The sequence below is a fragment of the Marinobacter azerbaijanicus genome, from assembly GCF_030250645.1.
Classification (GTDB): domain Bacteria; phylum Pseudomonadota; class Gammaproteobacteria; order Pseudomonadales; family Oleiphilaceae; genus Marinobacter; species Marinobacter azerbaijanicus.
Map to the genome: position 1 here is coordinate 434,981 of NZ_JASSVS010000001.1, position 16,624 is coordinate 451,604.

Below are 16,624 nucleotides of genomic sequence, written 5' to 3' on the forward strand. Positions count from 1 at the left end.
GTATCGGGGTTATCCCCGGATAATTACCGCTTACAATAAAGCATAAGCCTGACAGGCATTTGATGCTTGTCAAAATTGCCGGACCTGATCGAGTCCACAATAATGCCAGTCAACTCTGTGAAAAATGAAAATAAAGGAGTCTTAATGGGGCGGCAAATTCCCATTTCCCGCATCATGCATAGCGGCATGCTGCTCCAGTGCGCGCCCGATACCACCATTGCGCAGGCTGCAGCGCGTATGGCGGACCAGGCGGTAAGCTCCATTCTGATCGTTGAGGGTGGACAGGTTGCCGGCATCTGGACCGAACATGATGCATTGGCCGTTGACTTTTCAGACTCTGCCGTCCTCCAGCAGCCGGTGGCATCGGTAATGAGCACAACGGTTGCAACGCTGCCTCATTCCATGGAGATCGGAGCGGCAGCCGTTGAGTTCCGGGAACAGGGCCGGCGGCATTTTCTCGTTGTAGACGACCAGGACTCACCGGTTGGTATTCTCTCCCAGACCGACATGGCCCTGAACCAGGGGCTTGAGCCCTATCTTCGGCTCAGGGAAGTGAAAGCCGTCATCCCGCGCCCGGCGGTAGTCGTGGACGGAGCACTGCCGGTAACGGAGGTGGCCCGCCGCATGCACAGTCAACATACCGATGCGGTTGTGGTGAAGTGCGATACCGGGCTGGGAATACTCACCGAACGTGACATTGTCCGTTTTATCGCCCGTCATGTGGGCAATAGCCCCGCATCACAGCTTGCCACACAGCCACTGCTTTCCGTGCACGAAGCCGAGCCGCTGATCCATGCCAGGGACCTGCTGCTTGAAAAACACATCAGGCATCTGGCTGTCACCGGCAACAATGGCGACGTCATCGGGCTGATCGGCTATCACGACATGCTGTCGGGGGCTGAGCAGATGTACCTGGACGACCTGCGCACTGCCCTGGAACAGCGGGATCAGGCGCTGGCCAAGTCCCGCAGGACATTACAACTGGCTGAGCGGGTTATTGAGTCGTCGTTTGAAGGCATTATGGTGACCGATGCCAATGTCACCATCGAGTTCGTCAATCCCGCATTTACCCAGCTCACCGGCTATTCACCCGAGGAAGTTATCGGGAAGACACCGGAAATACTGTCATCCGGCCGTCACGACGCGGACTTCTACCAGCGGATGTGGCACTCGCTCACGACCCACGGCTACTGGCGCGGCGAGATCTGGAACCGTCGCAAAACCGGTGAATTGTATCTGGAATTGCTGACCATCACGGCGATTACCAACGACGACGGCGAGACCACCCATTACGCAGGGCTTTTCACCGATATTACCCAGCACCGCAGGGATGAGGAACAGATCAGACAGCTGGCCTACTACGATGCGCTTACAGGCGTGCCCAACCGGCGCCTGCTTGAAGACCGGCTCGAACACGCCATCCGTCATGCACATCGCAAGGAAATGTTGTTGGCTGTCATGTTTCTGGATCTGGATCATTTCAAACAGATCAACGACACTCTCGGCCATGCCATCGGTGATGAACTGCTTTTGCAGTTCACCCACCGGGTTCAGGATTGCCTGCGGGAAGACGACACGCTTGCAAGACTGGGCGGAGACGAATTTATCGTGCTGCTACCGGAAATAGAGCATGTGAAAGACGTACACCATGTCGCGTCCCGTCTTCTCGAGATCGCGGTCCACCCCTACCTTGTTGGTGGCCAACAGGTAACCGTTGGCGCCAGCATCGGAGTGAGTCTTTATCCGCATGACGGCACCAGTGCCGGCGAGCTGATGGAGTCTGCCGATATTGCCATGTATCGTGCCAAGCGTGATGGCCGCAACCTGTATTGCTTCTTCCACCCCGAAGCCACCGCAACCGCCTGAAGTGCCCTCTGTTTCTGAAGGCAGGTTATCGCAGCGCTTCCCGTAATGTGTCAAGATTCCGGACTTTACGACTGGCGGGGAGTACCACCATGCTTTACACCACCGTAGCTGCCCTCGCAGCTGCCCTGATTCTTTTCACCTGGCTCGGGCTGCGTGCACGCCTTGCTGATGGCGGCCTGGACGATTATGTGACTGCCCGCAACAGTCAGGGCGCCAGGGCTCTGGGGTTGTCGTTCCTGGCCTCCGGCATGGGTGGCTGGATTTTGTTCGCACCCCCGGAAGTGGGGGCTCTGGTGGGGCCCGTTGCCCTGGCCGGTTACGCCCTGGGAGCCGCACTCCCCTTCATTGTTTTTGCGTTCTGCGGCCCGGCCATTCGCCGCTACCTGCCCCAGGGCCGCAGTATCGGTGAATTTGCCCAAGCCTGCTATGGCAATGCCGTTCGCCGCTATGTGTCACTGGTTTCCGTGCTTTACATGTTGTGTTTCGTGACGGCTGAACTGACCGCTATCGGAGCCATCACCTCACTCCTGTCAGGGGTGAACGGCAACGTCGCGGTGCTGGGAGTCGCCATCGCCACACTGATTTACACGGCATGGGGTGGCCTGCGAGCCAGCATTGTGACCGATCAGTGGCAGGCGTTTCTGTTAATCGGCCTGCTGGCCATTGTCGGATTCGTGGCCATGGAGCGATTGCCCGAACTGAACACAGCCAACGCACCATCCGCCCCCGTTGGCAGCGCACTGAGTGTCGCCCTGACACTGGTTATCGCGGTAACGGCGGCCAATTTGTTTCACCAGGGATACTGGCAGCGCCTCTGGTCCGCTCGCGACACCTCGGCGTTGCGCCAGGGAGCGCTTTTTGGAGGCGTAATCACCATCGCCGTGGTTGCCGTGGTGGGTGGCCTGGGCATTGCCGCCGCCATGAGTGGGGCGGATCTGGGATCACCTCCGATTCCCTTCTTTGCCCTTCTCTCTGACGCCCCGGCCTGGCTGACCATTCCCGCCCTTGTGCTGGCATTGACACTGGTGGCGTCTTCAGTGGACACCCTGCAGAACGCCCTGGCGTCCCTGGCCGTGACTGAAAAACAGGGGCTCTCCATCACCTCGGCAAGATGGATTACCGTCATCCTGATGATTCCTGTCGTGATTGTCTCGCTGCAGGGTATTTCGGTACTGAGGCTGTTCCTGATTGCCGACCTGCTCTGCGCTACCGCGGTTATACCGGTACTGATGGGGCTGTGGAAGAAAATGACCACCACAGCAGCTGTATTGGGTGGCCTGGCTGGCCTGGTGGGCGCCATCATTCCCGGATGGGTCACCGGAGGAACCCTGATGGCCGGATTGGAACTTGCGAGCTTCCCGGGCGGCATCCCAACCCTGCTGCCCTTTGTGGGCGCACTCGCCGGGTCTACCCTTGTAAGCCTGGTCCTGGCCCTGGCTGCCGGGGAGCGGTAACCCCACCTAGCCTTTCTCCCCACCCTCTGTCGATCATGGTATCGGCAGGGGGACAGCCACTCTCCCTTGCTCCCCGGTTTTCGACTCATCCCCTCTACGCCCCCCTCATCCCCCGGGCTACGCCAACAAAAAGTCCGGCAGGAGGATGAACGGTCTGTTGCTTGATCGCACTATGCATGAAAGCAATTTCCACGGAAATCTTCCGTTCCCGACAAAAACAATCTTTCACCGCCAGGGTGTTAAGCGAGGCATGATGATCAAAAACCCGGACTGGTGGCGTGGCGCCGTCATTTACCAAGTCTATCCACGCAGCTTCTACGATTCCAACGGCGATGGTATCGGTGATTTGCCCGGGGTTACCGCCAAGCTGGATTACATCGCCAGCCTGAATGTAGATGCAATCTGGCTGTCGCCATTCTTTACTTCGCCAATGAAAGATTTCGGTTATGACGTCTCGGACTATCGTGACGTGGATCCGATATTCGGCACCATCGAAGATTTCGACGAACTGATTACCGAGGCCCACAAGCGCGACCTCAAGATCATGATTGACCAGGTTCTGAGCCACTCCTCCGACCAGCATCGCTGGTTTATTGAAAGCCGCGCCAGCCGTGACAACCCCAGATCGGACTGGTACGTGTGGGCGGATCCCAGAAAGGATGGCACGCCTCCCAACAACTGGCTGTCAGTTTTTGGCGGCTCGGCCTGGGCCTGGGACAGCCGGCGCAAGCAGTATTATCTGCACAATTTTCTGACCAGCCAGCCGGACCTCAACTTTCATAATCCTGAAGTTGTGGAGCAGGTGCTGTCGGACGTGAAATTCTGGCTGGACCGGGGCGTGGATGGCTTCCGCCTGGATGCCATCAACTTCTGCTTCCACGACCCCAAACTGCGTGACAATCCTTCCAGCGATGCCGTGGCCGAAGGCTCCATTGGCGTGCGCAAGGAAAACCCCTACGCCTACCAGTTCCACAAATACGACAAGACCCGCCCGGAGAACCTGGCCTTCCTGCAGCGCCTGCGCGCCCTGCTCGACCAGTATCCGGGCACCACCACGGTGGGTGAAATCGGGGACGACAATTCCCTGCAGACCATGGCGGAATACACCAGTGGCGGCGACAAGCTGCACATGGCCTACTCCTTCGACCTGCTGACCGAGCAACGGGGCGCCGACTTTTTCCGAAAGACCGTCGACTCCATCGAGAGGAAACTCACCGACGGCTGGCCCTGCTGGGCCATAGGCAACCACGACGTAGCCCGCGTGGCAAGCCGCTGGGAAGCCCGTTCAGCCCAGCAACTGAAAGCCTACATGGCCATGCTGCTGACCCTCCGCGGAAGCGTCTGTATCTACCAGGGCGAGGAGCTCGGCCTGACAGAAGCAGAGCTGGAATACCACGATCTGGTCGACCCCTACGGCATCAACTTCTGGCCGGAATACAAGGGCCGGGACGGCTGCCGCACACCGATGGTGTGGCATCACCGGGAAACCCACGGCGGTTTCTCCGATGCACGCCCGTGGCTGCCGGTTTATGATGAGCACTATAACGCTGCGGTTGCGGTCCAGCATGATGAAGATAATTCCATCCTGGAGGCGTATCGCGCTTTTCTGGGATGGCGGGCCCAGCAGCCAGTTCTGCTCAAGGGCGATATCCAGTTTCATAAAAGCCCGAAAGATACCCTGGTATACACCCGAAGCTACCAGGGTGAAACCCTGTTGGTGACCCTGAACCTGGCAGACAGACCCGTTCATATCACCACACTGGCTCCCGCACAACCACTGAGAGGCACCCCTGACTTTGTGGGTGGTAGCTGGAACGGCAGGCAACTGGAGCTTCAGGCATGGGGCGTCGAGATTGCAACACTCTGATCCCCGACACTGAAAAAACCGGCCCGGTCACTCTGCGCGATGATTGCCGGGCTCTTGAGCTTCCATAGATCAAACAAGAAGACATACGTTATGGCCAGCGTCACACTACGAAACATCTGCAAGAGTTATGACGAGACCCAGGTAACCCGCGACGTAAACCTGGACATCAATGACGGTGAGTTTGTGGTCTTTGTCGGCCCGTCCGGGTGCGGCAAATCCACCCTGCTACGCATGATCGCAGGGCTGGAGGACATCACCTCCGGCGACCTGTACATTGGTAACGACAGGGTCAACAACCTGCCACCCAAAGAGCGTGAAGTGGGCATGGTGTTCCAGTCCTATGCCCTGTACCCCCACATGAACGTGGCGGAGAACATGGCCTTCGGCCTCAAACTGGCCAAGACCAACAAGACCGAAATTGACCGTCGTGTTAACGATGCCGCCAGGCTGCTCCAGCTCGACAACCTGCTGGAGCGTAAGCCGAAAGACCTGTCTGGTGGGCAGCGCCAGCGAGTTGCCATTGGCCGCACCATTGTGCGGGAACCCACGGTATTCCTGTTCGACGAGCCATTATCCAACCTGGATGCTTCGCTTCGGGTACAGATGCGTATCGAAATCTCACGCCTGCACAAGCGCCTGGACGCCACCATGGTGTACGTCACCCATGACCAGGTGGAGGCCATGACCATGGCCGACAAAATCGTCGCCCTGGACAACGGCACCATCGCACAGGTGGGCAGGCCCATGGAGCTGTACCACTACCCTGCCACACGGTTTGTGGCTGGATTTATCGGTTCTCCAAAGATGAACTTCATTGACTGCACGGTTGAGAAGGCCAGCAGCCAGTCCGTTACGGTGACCCTGCCAGGCAATCACTCCCTGGAAATTGCCATCAACGGTCATGAACTGTCTGCCGGTGAGTCCGTCAGTCTTGGCGTGCGCCCGGAGCACCTGACGACCGGTGACGAAGCCGATATGTACATGGACGGGGAAGTCACTGTGGTTGAACGGCTTGGATACCAGACCCTGGTGCACATGGACGTCAACGGTGTGGACGGTGTCATCACCATGCGCACCGACGGCAGCGACCCGGTCCAGGAAGGCACCAAAGTCACCCTGGGCTTCAACGCCATCAAATGCCACCTGTTCCGCCAGGACGGCAACGCCTGCCCTCGCCTTTACCGCGAGCCCTGCATTGATTTCTGATCTGCTCTGACACCTTTCCAGGGGCCGGTTCGTCACGTACCGGCCCCTTTTTTTGCCTTTCTCCTTTTGTCTTTCTCCTTTCCGACCGCTGAGCAGGCCGGGGGGATACTCCTGAAACACCCTGTGAATACCACCCCAATTAATCGACTATTCCCCAGCTAGCTGGACAGTGGCGGCGGGCCTCCCGAAACCGTGCGGAGCCATGGATGGCGGAGCCGAGCGTACACGGACGTATTCACAGCGTGTTTCGGGAGGCCCGCCGCCACTGTTCAGCGATCAGGTAACTGTGAGGAAAAAAAGCCCGGTCAGCAGGGGGGGGGTATTAGCCTGACCGGGTCGCGAAGTGCAAAATGGAAGACGCAATGCTCGCGGAAGGGCCGCCCGGGATCATCCGTGGCGGCGAAGGAGAACTTGCAGAGTCACTCCAGTGGCATCATCCCTTGACGCCACCGGCAGTTAACCCGCCAACAATCCATTTCTGGCAGTACAGGAATATGAGTGTGATGGGCAATCCGGAGAGCACTGCTGCAGCCGCAAAGTCGCCCCACAGATAGTTCTGCTCATAAAGGTACTGTTGCGCCCCCACCGCCAGAGTCAGCTTGTCGGTGTCCACCAGCAACACGGACGCCATCGGGTATTCCATGATGGTCATGATGAACGCAAGGATGAACACGACGACCAGGATCGGCACGGACAGTGGCAGCAGGATGTAGCGGAACGCCTGCCAGGTTGTTGCCCCATCCACGATGGCCGCTTCCTCCAGGGAGCGGTCGATGGAATCGAAGTAGCCCTTGATGGTCCAGATGTGCAGCGCCATGCCCCCGAGGGATGCAACGATGACCGCACCGTGGGTATTCAGCCCCAGCCAACTGACGTGATTGCCTATCTTGTCGAACAGGGCGTACAGCGCCACCAGGGACAGCACCGGTGGAAACATCTGGAAGATCAGCATCGACTTGAGCACAAAGCCCTTGCCCGCAAACCGCATGCGGGCGAACGCGTAGGCGCTGGTGGTGGACAGTGCCAGGATCAGCACAGCAGATACCACCGCAATCTTGATGGAGTTCCACAGCCACAACAGTACCGGGAACGGGGGCTGGGTAATCGTGCCATCCTCACCTGTATAGGGAATGCCAAGCGCCAGATACCAGTGTTCCAGCGAGGGGTTCTCCGGCAGCAGGCTGCCGGAGGCGAAGTTACCGCTGCGGAAGGAGATGGAAATCACCATCAATAGCGGGAAGAGTATGATCGCAATGAACCCCAGCATCCCCAAATGGGATGCCAGAACGCGATACTTGGTGGAGCGGGGTTGTACCATCGCCATGGGAAGCTCCTTATACTTTTACTTTGGACAGTTTCAGGTTGATCAGCGACAGGGCGCCCACCACCAGGAATATGGCTGTGGCGATAGCGGCCGCCAGGCCAAAGTTCTGTCCGGAATCCTGGAACGCAATGCGGTAGGTGTAGCTCACCAGCAGGTCTGTGGTGCCTGCAGGCGTACTGGCCCCGATTATATCGGGCGCACCACCGGTCAGCAGGGCGATCAGGACGAAATTGTTGAAATTGAAAGCAAAACTTGCGATGAGCAGCGGCATCAGCGGCTTAATAATCAGGGGCAGTGTGACATTGAACAGGTTGTTCACCGGCCCTGCCCCGTCCATGGCGGAAGCTTCGTAAAGGTCCCGTGGAATGGCCTGCAGCAGACCCATGGTAAGCAGCATCATGTAGGGGTAACCCAGCCAGGTATTCACAATCAGAATCATGGTCCGGGCCAGCGCCGGGTCACTGAACCAGTCCGGGCGTATCCCGAACAGACCCTCCAGCACCAGGTTGATCTCGCCGAAGTTCTGATTGAACAGGCCTTTGAACACCAGTATCGAGATAAAGGCAGGTACGGCATAGGGCAGAATCAGCATGGTGCGATAGAAGCCCTTGCCCCGGATCTGGTCCCACTGCAGCAGATTCGCCAGCAGCAGCCCCAGGGCCAGGGTGAACACCACCGTCGCCACAGCAAAAGACAACGTCCAGACAAAGATCTCGAAGAACGGTCCGCGAATGCTCGGATCGGATACCACCTTGAGGTAATTGTCCCAGCCAATATTCACCGTCCAGCCGGGCGATAGTGTTTCACCATCGGCACTGCGATAGAACCCGGTTTCGTGATCGGGAAAATAGGTCACATCGGTCTGGTTATTGGTAATACTGCCATTGTCATGAAGCGTGAACTGGTCCCGAATGGCGGCAAACGACCGCAGGCTTGCCATGCTCAGCTCACGTCCATCCTCGGTCAGCAGGTCAATGCCGCTCAGTTCCGAACGCAGCTGGATTATGTCACGCATGGACAAGGGCTCGCCCGCTGGTTTCCGTGACGCAGGCAGAACCGGAACCTCAGCCTCGGAGCCATCCAGCTTCAGGGGCGGAGTGACCAGGTCCTGATGCTTTCCTTCAAGGTAGATCACATAACCTTCACCAGTGTCGTACAGGCCGTAGTTGTAGCGGATGGAGTCTGACTGATAGGTCCTATCCAGCAGGTTCTCCTGCACCTGCTCGAAGCTCAGCAGGTTACTGGCGCTGTAATTGGTGAAGCCAATGCCGACGGTGTACATCAGCGGGAATATGACAAACAGCCCCATGCCGGCGACAGCAGGAAAAATGTAGCGGTGGGCATACAGCTTCTTGTGAACAAAGACAAAAACTGCGGAAGCCGTCAACACCAGGAACAGCATCGCGAACACGATTTCCCGCTGGGCATAGAGTGCCAGTATCAGGTAGAGCGCCATCGCAACCAATGCGGCCAGGGCGCCCCATTTAAGAATCATTCGGATCATTGGAGGTCTGCTTTCGGGTCCGTAGGAGGACAGGGATTCCGTTATCATTGTAGTCAGCCCGTTTAAAGCCGCCGCCGCAACCGGCAACGGCAGAGTTACAACAACAGGTCGGCGCAACGGGAAACTCCGCCAGCCGGTTAGCTGACGGCATTTCCGGTTCCGGCATTATCTGGTAATGCGCTGCGCCGCGGAGTTCAGGGCATCCTCAACCGATTGTCTTCCAGAAGTGATGTTCTGCAGGGCCGGCCCCATCGATGACCAGAAAGCACCCATGGCGGGCACACTCGGCATCGGCTCACCCAACTCAGCATTTTCAAAAGTTGCTGCAATGTTGGGGTCGGACGACAACTCATCCATGAACTCTTTGTTGGCGACGGCACCCAGGGGTACGTCATTGTTCACCATTTTCAGCCCTTTGACCGACAGGGCGTAGTTTTCCAGGAACTCAACGGCCAGATCCTTGTTCGGGCTTGCGGAATTCAGGGTGGCAGCCATAACGCCGACCATCGGTTTGCTGGGCTCGCCATCAACCGTGGGCAAGGTGGCAACGCCGAAATCAATATCACTCTTCTTCAGGTTGCCCCAGGCCCAGGGGCCATTAATCATCATGGCCACTTCGCCCTTGTTGAAGCCGGATTCCATGGCGCTGTAGTCTGCACCACGGGGCATCACCTCTTCTTCAATCAGGGTTGCCAGCATGTTGGCGCCTTTCATGGCACCTTCATTGTTCACGCCGGTATCCGTTACGTCGTAGCTCCCGTCCTCGTTCTGGGCAAAGATATAGCCACCCGCTGCAGCAAGCATTGGCCAGGTGAAATAGGTATTGTTGTAGTCCCACAGAATGGCGCGCTTGCCATCTTTCGCCAGCTCCGCATGGATGGCGGGAATCTCTTCAAAGGTCTTTGGCGGCTCGGGCAACAGATCCTTGTTGTAGATCAGGCCGATAGACTCGACAGCCATGGGATAGCCATACATCTTGCCGTCGACGGTCACAGCATCCCAGGTAAAATCGAAATTGGCATCAACCACCTTCTGCGATGGCTTGATTTCGGAGATTATGCCGCTCTGGGCCCATTCGCCAAAACGGTCGTGAGCCCAGATAAAGATATCAGGGCCATTGCCGGTGGCGGCAGATTGCTGAAACTTGTCGGTCGCGCTATCCGGGTGGGCCACTTCAACCGGGATGCCGGTTTCCTCGGTAAACCAGTCTCCCACTTCCTGCAGACCATCATAGCCCTTATCACCGTTGATCCAGACCAGGAGCTTTCCCTCCTCGATCTCGGCGTGGGCAGGTGCTGACAGTCCAAAAGATGCTGCAACAATGGAGGCAGCGAGGGTGCTATGGATAAAAGTTCGACGATTCATCAGGTGATTCCTCTACTTGTTCTTGCCTTATTCTTGTTGTCCGTCCTGACACGAGGTTGGCCGGGCGGGCTTAACGCAAATCTTTCTATTGCGAGTAACCGAACTGTGTTGCAATTTGCCGTTGCTGGCATCAGCCCTGATTTCATTCCCTGAGGCGTAGAATGGGGGAGTAGGCAGGCGTAGTGAATTCCGTCTACCACCCACCGTCCGGGTCTGGTTTGATTGCGGTACGACAACAATAAATGGAACCGGAGCCCATTGCATGAATCCATACCAGAAAAAGTTCAGGTTAACCGCCAGCCTTGTGACGTGCCTCTCGCTTGTGGGCTGCGCCAACAGCCAGTTCGAGACATCCGCCCCACCCCCTGGCAACCCGGCTGCCTCAACCAGCGACGGCTTCTGTACGGCTACCCAGTCTGCAATAACAGTAAACGTGGGAGATACGTTTGCAGAGGATGAATGGGTACGGGATTTCTACAGCGGCGAAAAGGCCCGGGTGGCAAACGGCAAAGTCACACTATCCCCCGCCCCGGAAGCCGATGGCCTGTTATTGCTTGAGGCCGCGGATGCACCACGGCAAAACTTCAACTGGGCCGGCGCCACAGTCTATTTTGCCGTCACCGACCGCTTCGCCAACGGCCGCACCGACAACGACCAGAGCTATGGCCGCCAACCTGACGGCAAGGACGAGATAGGCACCTTCCACGGAGGCGACTTCGCCGGCCTGACGGAAAAACTGGACTACCTGGAAGAACTGGGGGTCAATGCGATCTGGATAACTCCGCCCTTCGAGCAGATCCACGGTTGGGTTGGTGGCGGCGATCGGGGCGATTTCCAGCATTATGCTTACCATGGCTACTACGCGCAGGACTTCACCCGGCCCGACGCCAATTTCGGTACCCGCAACGAATTCCGTACTCTGGTAGAAGAAGCCCACGCCCGCGACATTCGCGTGGTAATGGATGTTGTTATGAACCACCCGGGCTACGCCACACTCCAGGATATGCAGACCTTCGGCTTCGGTGGCCTGCGGGACGGCTTCGAGAAACACCTGCCGGAGCGGTGGGGCAGCTGGCAACCGGAATCCTGGGAGGACTTCCACGCCTACCATGCACTGATCGATTACGATCACCCGGACTGGGTCAACTGGTGGGGCAAGGACTGGGTTCGCGCCGGCATCGGCGACTACGACACACCGCCCAATGCCTCCATTGACCCGGTACGGGGATCGCTGGCTTTCCTGCCGGACTTCAAGACCGGATCCGACAAGGTGGTCGACCTGCCAGCGTTCCTCCGGAACAAGGAAAACACCCTCGCCGAGCAGCTTGATAATGCCACTGTTCGGGATTACCTGATTACCTGGCTGACGGACTGGGTGCGTGAATTCGGTGTCGACGGTTTCCGGGTGGATACCGCCAAACACGTTGAACCGGAGGCCTGGCAGGCGCTGAAAACAGAAGCCCAGAAAGCTCTGGAGAGCTATCGCAGCAATAACCCGGGGCAACCGCTGCCGGCGGAAGACTTCTGGATGGTGGCAGAGGTCTTTCCCCACACCGTCAGCCACAGCAGTTACTTTGATGCCGGCTTTGATGCCGTCATCAATTTTGACCTTCAGGAAGAGGCCCGCGCCGGTGCCTCGTGCCTTCCGGCGATGGAACCCATCTATCGCGATTATGCAGAAAAGATGGGCGGCGAAAAACCCTTCAATGTGATGAGCTACATCTCATCCCACGACACCCAGTTGTTCAGTCGTATTGTCGATAACAATCCGGCCATGCAAAAGCGAGTGGCCAGCGCCCTGCTGTTTACACCGGGCACAAGCCAGATCTTCTACGGCGACGAGAGTGGGCGCAGGTTCGGACCCACCGGTTCAGATGGTCATCAGGGCACCCGTTCCGATATGAACTGGACTGATATTGAGAGTGGTGAGGCGGAACCGGTAGTGTCTCACTGGAGGAAGCTCGGGCAGTTCCGGGCTCGCCACCCTGCCATTGGCGCGGGCGAGCACAGACGCCTAAGCGCCGATCCCTACGTTTTCTCAAGAATCCACGGCAACGACCGCGTTGTCATCGCCTTCGGCAAGGAGTAATCATGCAAACCAGCGATACTGGCGGATTTACATTGGATACCCCCCTGATACTGGGGATGATGCGACTCCACGATCATCCCCAACTGACCCGAACGGCAAGGCTTGCTGACTGGATTGCTGAGCGGCTGGATGAAGGGCTGAATGTATTTGACCACGCAGACATTTACGGAGCTGGAGAGTGTGAGCAACTATTCGGGGCCGCACTGAGAGCTTCTCCGGCGCTGGCCGGGCGAGTCCGGGTCATCACCAAGGCGGGCATTGTTCCGGCTGACCAGGATTGCTCGACATGGCGGGTAAAGCATTACCGGGCCGAAGCCGGTTATCTGCAGAATGCCATAGACAAAGCCCTCGATTCACTGGCGGTGGAGCAGATTGATACCTTCCTGATCCACCGACCGGACCCCCTGATGCAGGCTGAGGATGTGGTAAGGATTCTGGAAGCATCGGTATCCGCAGGCAAGGTACGCCAGATCGGCGTATCCAACTTCCTGCCAGAACAGTGGCGATGGCTGGCGCGAAACACCGCGCTTCCACTGGCGTGCAACCAGAGCCAGTTGTCGCTCGCCCATACCGACCCACTATTTGATGGCACTCTGGAGGCACACCTTGGTGACGGGATACGCTGGCTTGCATGGTCTCCATTAGGTGGGGGCGGCCTCACCAGCCACATTCCCGCAGACCTGCGGAACCAGGCCAGTGAGGAAACCGGGCTGGATGACACAGCGCTGGCCATCGCCTGGCTCCACCAGATACCGGGAGCGCCGGTACCGGTACTCGGCTCCTTGAACCGGCACCGTATTCATTCAGCGCTTCAGGGCGTCCGCAGCCAGCTACCCCGCCCGCTCTGGTACCGCCTCCTGGAGTCTGTTCGCAAGAGTGCTGTCGCATGAATCACAGTAGTATTGCGACAGCCATCAACGTCTGACAAATCGTTACACAACCTTCCACCTTAGTACGATTGTTACCCTTGTAGGCACCCGCGACACTGATACGCTTCACAACAACAATATCAGGGCCCGCATTTCCGGCCCGGCGCGACCATGGAGGCCTTGCCAATGCTCTGCAAGAAGCTGTTCATCTCTCTCTTACTGACCCTGCTGGTAACAACTACCGCTGCGGCGGAAGCTCTCAGGATCGGTCTCAACTACCCCCAGACCGGGCGTTACAAGGACCAGGGGCTGCAACAGCGCCTTGGTGCGTTTCTGGCGGTTGATGAAATCAACAAAGCAGGCGGCATCATGGGTCGCGACGTCGAGCTGGTGATCCGAAATACCTCAGGCGAGCCTGACAAGGGCGCAAAGAACACCGCCGAACTGATCGACCGCGAGGGTGTACAAATGGTGTTCGGCGGTGTTTCCAGTGCCGTTGCCATATCATCAGGAAGGGCGGCAAGGGACAGAGACAGGATCTACTTCGGGACCCTGACCTACTCCAATGCCACCACCGGAGCCGCGGGCCACACCCACATGTTCCGGGAACCCTACAATGCCTGGATGACCGCCAAGGCACTCAGTCAGTACCTCAATGCCCAGCATGCCAATGACGAGTACTTCTACATCACCGCGGATTACACCTGGGGCTGGTCGGTGGAAGAGTCTGTCAGGAAGTTCACCAACACAGACGACACCGATGCCCACCAGGGGGTAAAAACCCCCTTCCCCCGTGCCCTGATCACCGATTTCCGCAAAGCCCTTGAAGAGGCGGAAAAGAGCGGCGCAAAAGTGCTGATGATGGTCCTCTTCGGGGACGACATGGTGCGGGCACTGAACGTAGCCTATGAGATGGGACTGACCGAGCAAATGCAGGTAGTGGTTCCCAACCTCACACTGGGGATGGCCCGTCAGGTGGGTCCCACCATTATGGAAGGGGTCATCGGTGGCTCCCCCTGGGTATGGAGTGTGCCCTACGAATACGACTACCCCAGGGGCAAAGCGTTCGTGGAGGCCTTCTCCAGCCGCTATGAGATGCGGCCCTCTACTGCAGCGGCTTCGGCCTACAGCATTGTCTATCAGTACAAGGACGCTGTTGAGCGCGCGGGCACCACCAATACCAGCCAGATCATCCGGGCCCTGGAGGGCCACCGGTACACCTTCCTGAAAGACGAACAGTACTGGCGGGAGTTTGACCACCAGAACGTTCAGACTGTGTATGTGGTACGGGTGAAACCGCGGAACGAGATCATGGCGGATGAATACTCCAGTGACTATTTCGAGATCATCGATTCCATGCCGGGCGACGAAGCCGCCCAGACCCGGGAGGAATGGGAGGCCCGCCGCAGGGAAGCAGGCCAACCAACGTCTCTTTAGGTCAGAGGATGTAGTCGGTGGTCAGGAACCCTGAGTGCCGGCTCTTCACAATATCGTTGATCAGTTCCTTGTTGCGCTCCGTCGCTTTGGTGGCAACCGTGGTACGGATGGAGAACACCCTCAGGGCATCGGTCACCGACAGGGTGCCCTCGGCCGAATCCTTGCGCCCATTGAACGGGAGCGTGTCCGGGCCGCGCTGGCACTGGGCATTGAGATTGATCCTGCCTACCTGGTTGGCAAGCACATCCACCAGGTGGGCGACCTGCTCCGGATCGGATCCGAAAATGCTCAGCTGCTGGCCAAAATCAGACTGCCGGACATGGTCAATCACCTCACTGATATCGGAATAGCGCACCACCGGTATTACCGGCCCGAACTGCTCTTCCCGGTATACCCTCATGGCGGCGCTTACCGGATACAGCACAGCAGGGTGAAAATAGGTGCCATGCACTTCGCCACCGTTACGATTGCAGATCCTCGCCCCACCTGCGACGGCATCGTCCACCAGACTGCTGAGATACAGGGTTTTGCCCGGCTCCGGGAGCGGTGTCAGCTTGACGTCGGGGTCCCATGGCATACCTGACGCCAGCTCATCCACGGCAACCGCAAGCTTCTCCACGAAAGTATCCGCCACGCTCTCGTGAACAAACAGCAGCTTGAGGGCGGTACAGCGCTGGCCATTAAAGGACAGGGCGCCGGTGACACATTCATGGACGGCCGCGTCCAGTTCGGCGTCCGGCATCACGATACCCGGATTGTTGGCATCCAGCCCCAGTACGGCTTTCAGGCGATGGGGTTTGGGGTGCATCTGCTTGAGGGCGGAGGCGCCTCGGTGAGTGCCGATAAAGGCAAACATATCGACCTTCCCGCTTTCCATCAGCGGCCCGACGGTGTCCCGGCCGCGGCCGAAGATGATGTTGATCACCCCCGGAGGAAAGCTCTCCTGGAAGGCTTTCAACAGGGGGCCTATCAATAACACGCCGTATTTGGCCGGCTTGAACACCACGGTATTACCCATGATCAGTGCGGGAATCAGTGTGGTGAAGGTTTCATTAAGGGGATAGTTGAAAGGCCCCATGCATAGCGCCACGCCCACCGGCAGACGACGAATCTGGGCCACGACACCCCCCACCAGCTCAAACCTGTTGGAGCGGCGTTCCAGTTCCTTCAGTTCATGAATGGTGTGGGCAATGTAATCACAGGTACGGTCAAACTCTTTGCAGGAATCGTTGTAGCTCTTGCCAATCTCCCACATCAAAAGCTCAACCACTGCTTCACGCTGCTCACGCATGGCGACCAGAAAAGATTCCACATGGCCGATCCGCTCTTCCACCGACAACCGTGGCCAGTAACCACTGCCCTGCCCATAGGCTTCCACCGCCGCATCCAGCGCAGCCAACGCATGATGCCTGTTCATCAACGGCGTTCGGCCTATCACCAGCGCCTCGGGCCGGCCATCATCACCACGCAGGCATATCGGGCTGACCACATCGGCGTACTCACCCTGCCAGGGTTTCATCAATCCCGACACCAGGTAGTGATCAAGGGTCACCCCCTTCCCTGGCCGGAATCTGTCCGGAATATCTTCGATAACCGGGAAAAAATCACGCATTCGTGCTGCCATATCCAAAAGCAAACTCCTC

11 protein-coding genes are annotated in these 16,624 nt (G+C 58.0%); 7 read left to right on the top strand and 4 right to left on the bottom strand.

The genetic code is table 11. From position 1 onward, the window contains the following. The first annotated feature begins 144 nt into the window (after positions 1 to 144). The 4 genes from QPM17_RS02030 to malK all read left to right on the top strand — a co-directional run bounded on the left by QPM17_RS02030 (position 145) and on the right by malK (position 6,393). Positions 145 to 1,866 carry a diguanylate cyclase domain-containing protein gene (locus QPM17_RS02030; protein WP_285388356.1) on the top strand — a complete coding sequence of 574 codons (1,722 nt, stop codon included), beginning with the start codon at positions 145 to 147 and terminating at the stop codon, positions 1,864 to 1,866. An 89-nt stretch (positions 1,867 to 1,955) separates the two neighbouring features. After that, positions 1,956 to 3,320, top strand: coding sequence for a sodium:solute symporter family transporter (locus tag QPM17_RS02035; protein WP_285388358.1), 1,365 nt, complete (start codon positions 1,956 to 1,958; stop codon positions 3,318 to 3,320). A 250-nt stretch (positions 3,321 to 3,570) separates the two neighbouring features. Beyond that, positions 3,571 to 5,187 carry an alpha-glucosidase gene (locus tag QPM17_RS02040; protein WP_422732707.1) on the top strand — a complete coding sequence of 539 codons (1,617 nt, stop codon included), beginning with the start codon at positions 3,571 to 3,573 and terminating at the stop codon, positions 5,185 to 5,187. A 90-nt stretch (positions 5,188 to 5,277) separates the two neighbouring features. Further along, positions 5,278 to 6,393 (top strand): maltose/maltodextrin ABC transporter ATP-binding protein MalK, encoded by a 1,116-nt coding sequence (malK, locus tag QPM17_RS02045; RefSeq protein ID WP_285388360.1) that lies wholly within the window; start codon positions 5,278 to 5,280, stop codon positions 6,391 to 6,393. A 433-nt stretch (positions 6,394 to 6,826) separates the two neighbouring features. Here the strand turns inward: malK and malG are convergent, their stop codons facing one another. The 3 genes from malG to malE form a co-directional block, all read right to left on the bottom strand. Then, complete coding sequence (gene malG / locus QPM17_RS02050) at positions 6,827 to 7,717, bottom strand: maltose ABC transporter permease MalG (RefSeq protein WP_285388362.1); 891 nt, start codon at positions 7,715 to 7,717, stop codon at positions 6,827 to 6,829. Between the two features lie 10 nt (positions 7,718 to 7,727). Further along, positions 7,728 to 9,221, bottom strand: coding sequence for a maltose ABC transporter permease MalF (gene malF / locus QPM17_RS02055; RefSeq protein WP_285388363.1), 1,494 nt, complete (start codon positions 9,219 to 9,221; stop codon positions 7,728 to 7,730). Positions 9,222 to 9,386: 165 nt separating this feature from the next. Then, positions 9,387 to 10,586 (bottom strand): maltose/maltodextrin ABC transporter substrate-binding protein MalE, encoded by a 1,200-nt coding sequence (gene malE / locus QPM17_RS02060; protein WP_285388365.1) that lies wholly within the window; start codon positions 10,584 to 10,586, stop codon positions 9,387 to 9,389. 262 nt (positions 10,587 to 10,848) lie between these two features. On the opposite strand from malE, the gene QPM17_RS02065 reads away from it, so the two are divergent. The 3 genes from QPM17_RS02065 (at position 10,849) to QPM17_RS02075 (ending at position 14,981) form a co-directional block, all read left to right on the top strand. Further along, positions 10,849 to 12,675 carry an alpha-amylase gene (locus tag QPM17_RS02065; protein WP_285388367.1) on the top strand — a complete coding sequence of 609 codons (1,827 nt, stop codon included), beginning with the start codon at positions 10,849 to 10,851 and terminating at the stop codon, positions 12,673 to 12,675. Positions 12,676 to 12,677: 2 nt separating this feature from the next. Next, positions 12,678 to 13,565, top strand: coding sequence for an aldo/keto reductase (locus QPM17_RS02070; protein WP_285388368.1), 888 nt, complete (start codon positions 12,678 to 12,680; stop codon positions 13,563 to 13,565). 165 nt (positions 13,566 to 13,730) lie between these two features. Then, positions 13,731 to 14,981 carry a substrate-binding protein gene (locus QPM17_RS02075; protein ID WP_285388370.1) on the top strand — a complete coding sequence of 417 codons (1,251 nt, stop codon included), beginning with the start codon at positions 13,731 to 13,733 and terminating at the stop codon, positions 14,979 to 14,981. A gap of 1 nt (position 14,982) precedes the next feature. Here QPM17_RS02075 and QPM17_RS02080 read toward each other — a convergent pair whose 3' ends face one another. Beyond that, entirely contained in the window at positions 14,983 to 16,611 is a 1,629-nt protein-coding gene (locus tag QPM17_RS02080; protein WP_422732709.1) for an NADP-dependent glyceraldehyde-3-phosphate dehydrogenase, read from the bottom strand. Positions 16,612 to 16,624 lie beyond the last annotated feature (13 nt).

Bases quoted from the DNA above. Each gene is read 5' to 3' on its own strand.
- QPM17_RS02030 (WP_285388356.1), top strand. From the start codon at position 145: ATGGGGCGGCAAATTCCCATTTCCCGCATCATGCATAGCGGCATGCTG.
- QPM17_RS02035 (WP_285388358.1), top strand. From the start codon at position 1,956: ATGCTTTACACCACCGTAGCTGCCCTCGCAGCTGCCCTGATTCTTTTC.
- QPM17_RS02065 (WP_285388367.1), top strand. From the start codon at position 10,849: ATGAATCCATACCAGAAAAAGTTCAGGTTAACCGCCAGCCTTGTGACG.
- QPM17_RS02070 (WP_285388368.1), top strand. From the start codon at position 12,678: ATGCAAACCAGCGATACTGGCGGATTTACATTGGATACCCCCCTGATA.
- QPM17_RS02040 (WP_422732707.1), top strand. From the start codon at position 3,571: ATGATGATCAAAAACCCGGACTGGTGGCGTGGCGCCGTCATTTACCAA.
- malG (WP_285388362.1), bottom strand. From the start codon at position 7,717: ATGGCGATGGTACAACCCCGCTCCACCAAGTATCGCGTTCTGGCATCC.
- malE (WP_285388365.1), bottom strand. From the start codon at position 10,586: ATGAATCGTCGAACTTTTATCCATAGCACCCTCGCTGCCTCCATTGTT.
- malK (WP_285388360.1), top strand. From the start codon at position 5,278: ATGGCCAGCGTCACACTACGAAACATCTGCAAGAGTTATGACGAGACC.
- malF (WP_285388363.1), bottom strand. From the start codon at position 9,221: ATGATCCGAATGATTCTTAAATGGGGCGCCCTGGCCGCATTGGTTGCG.
- QPM17_RS02075 (WP_285388370.1), top strand. From the start codon at position 13,731: ATGCTCTGCAAGAAGCTGTTCATCTCTCTCTTACTGACCCTGCTGGTA.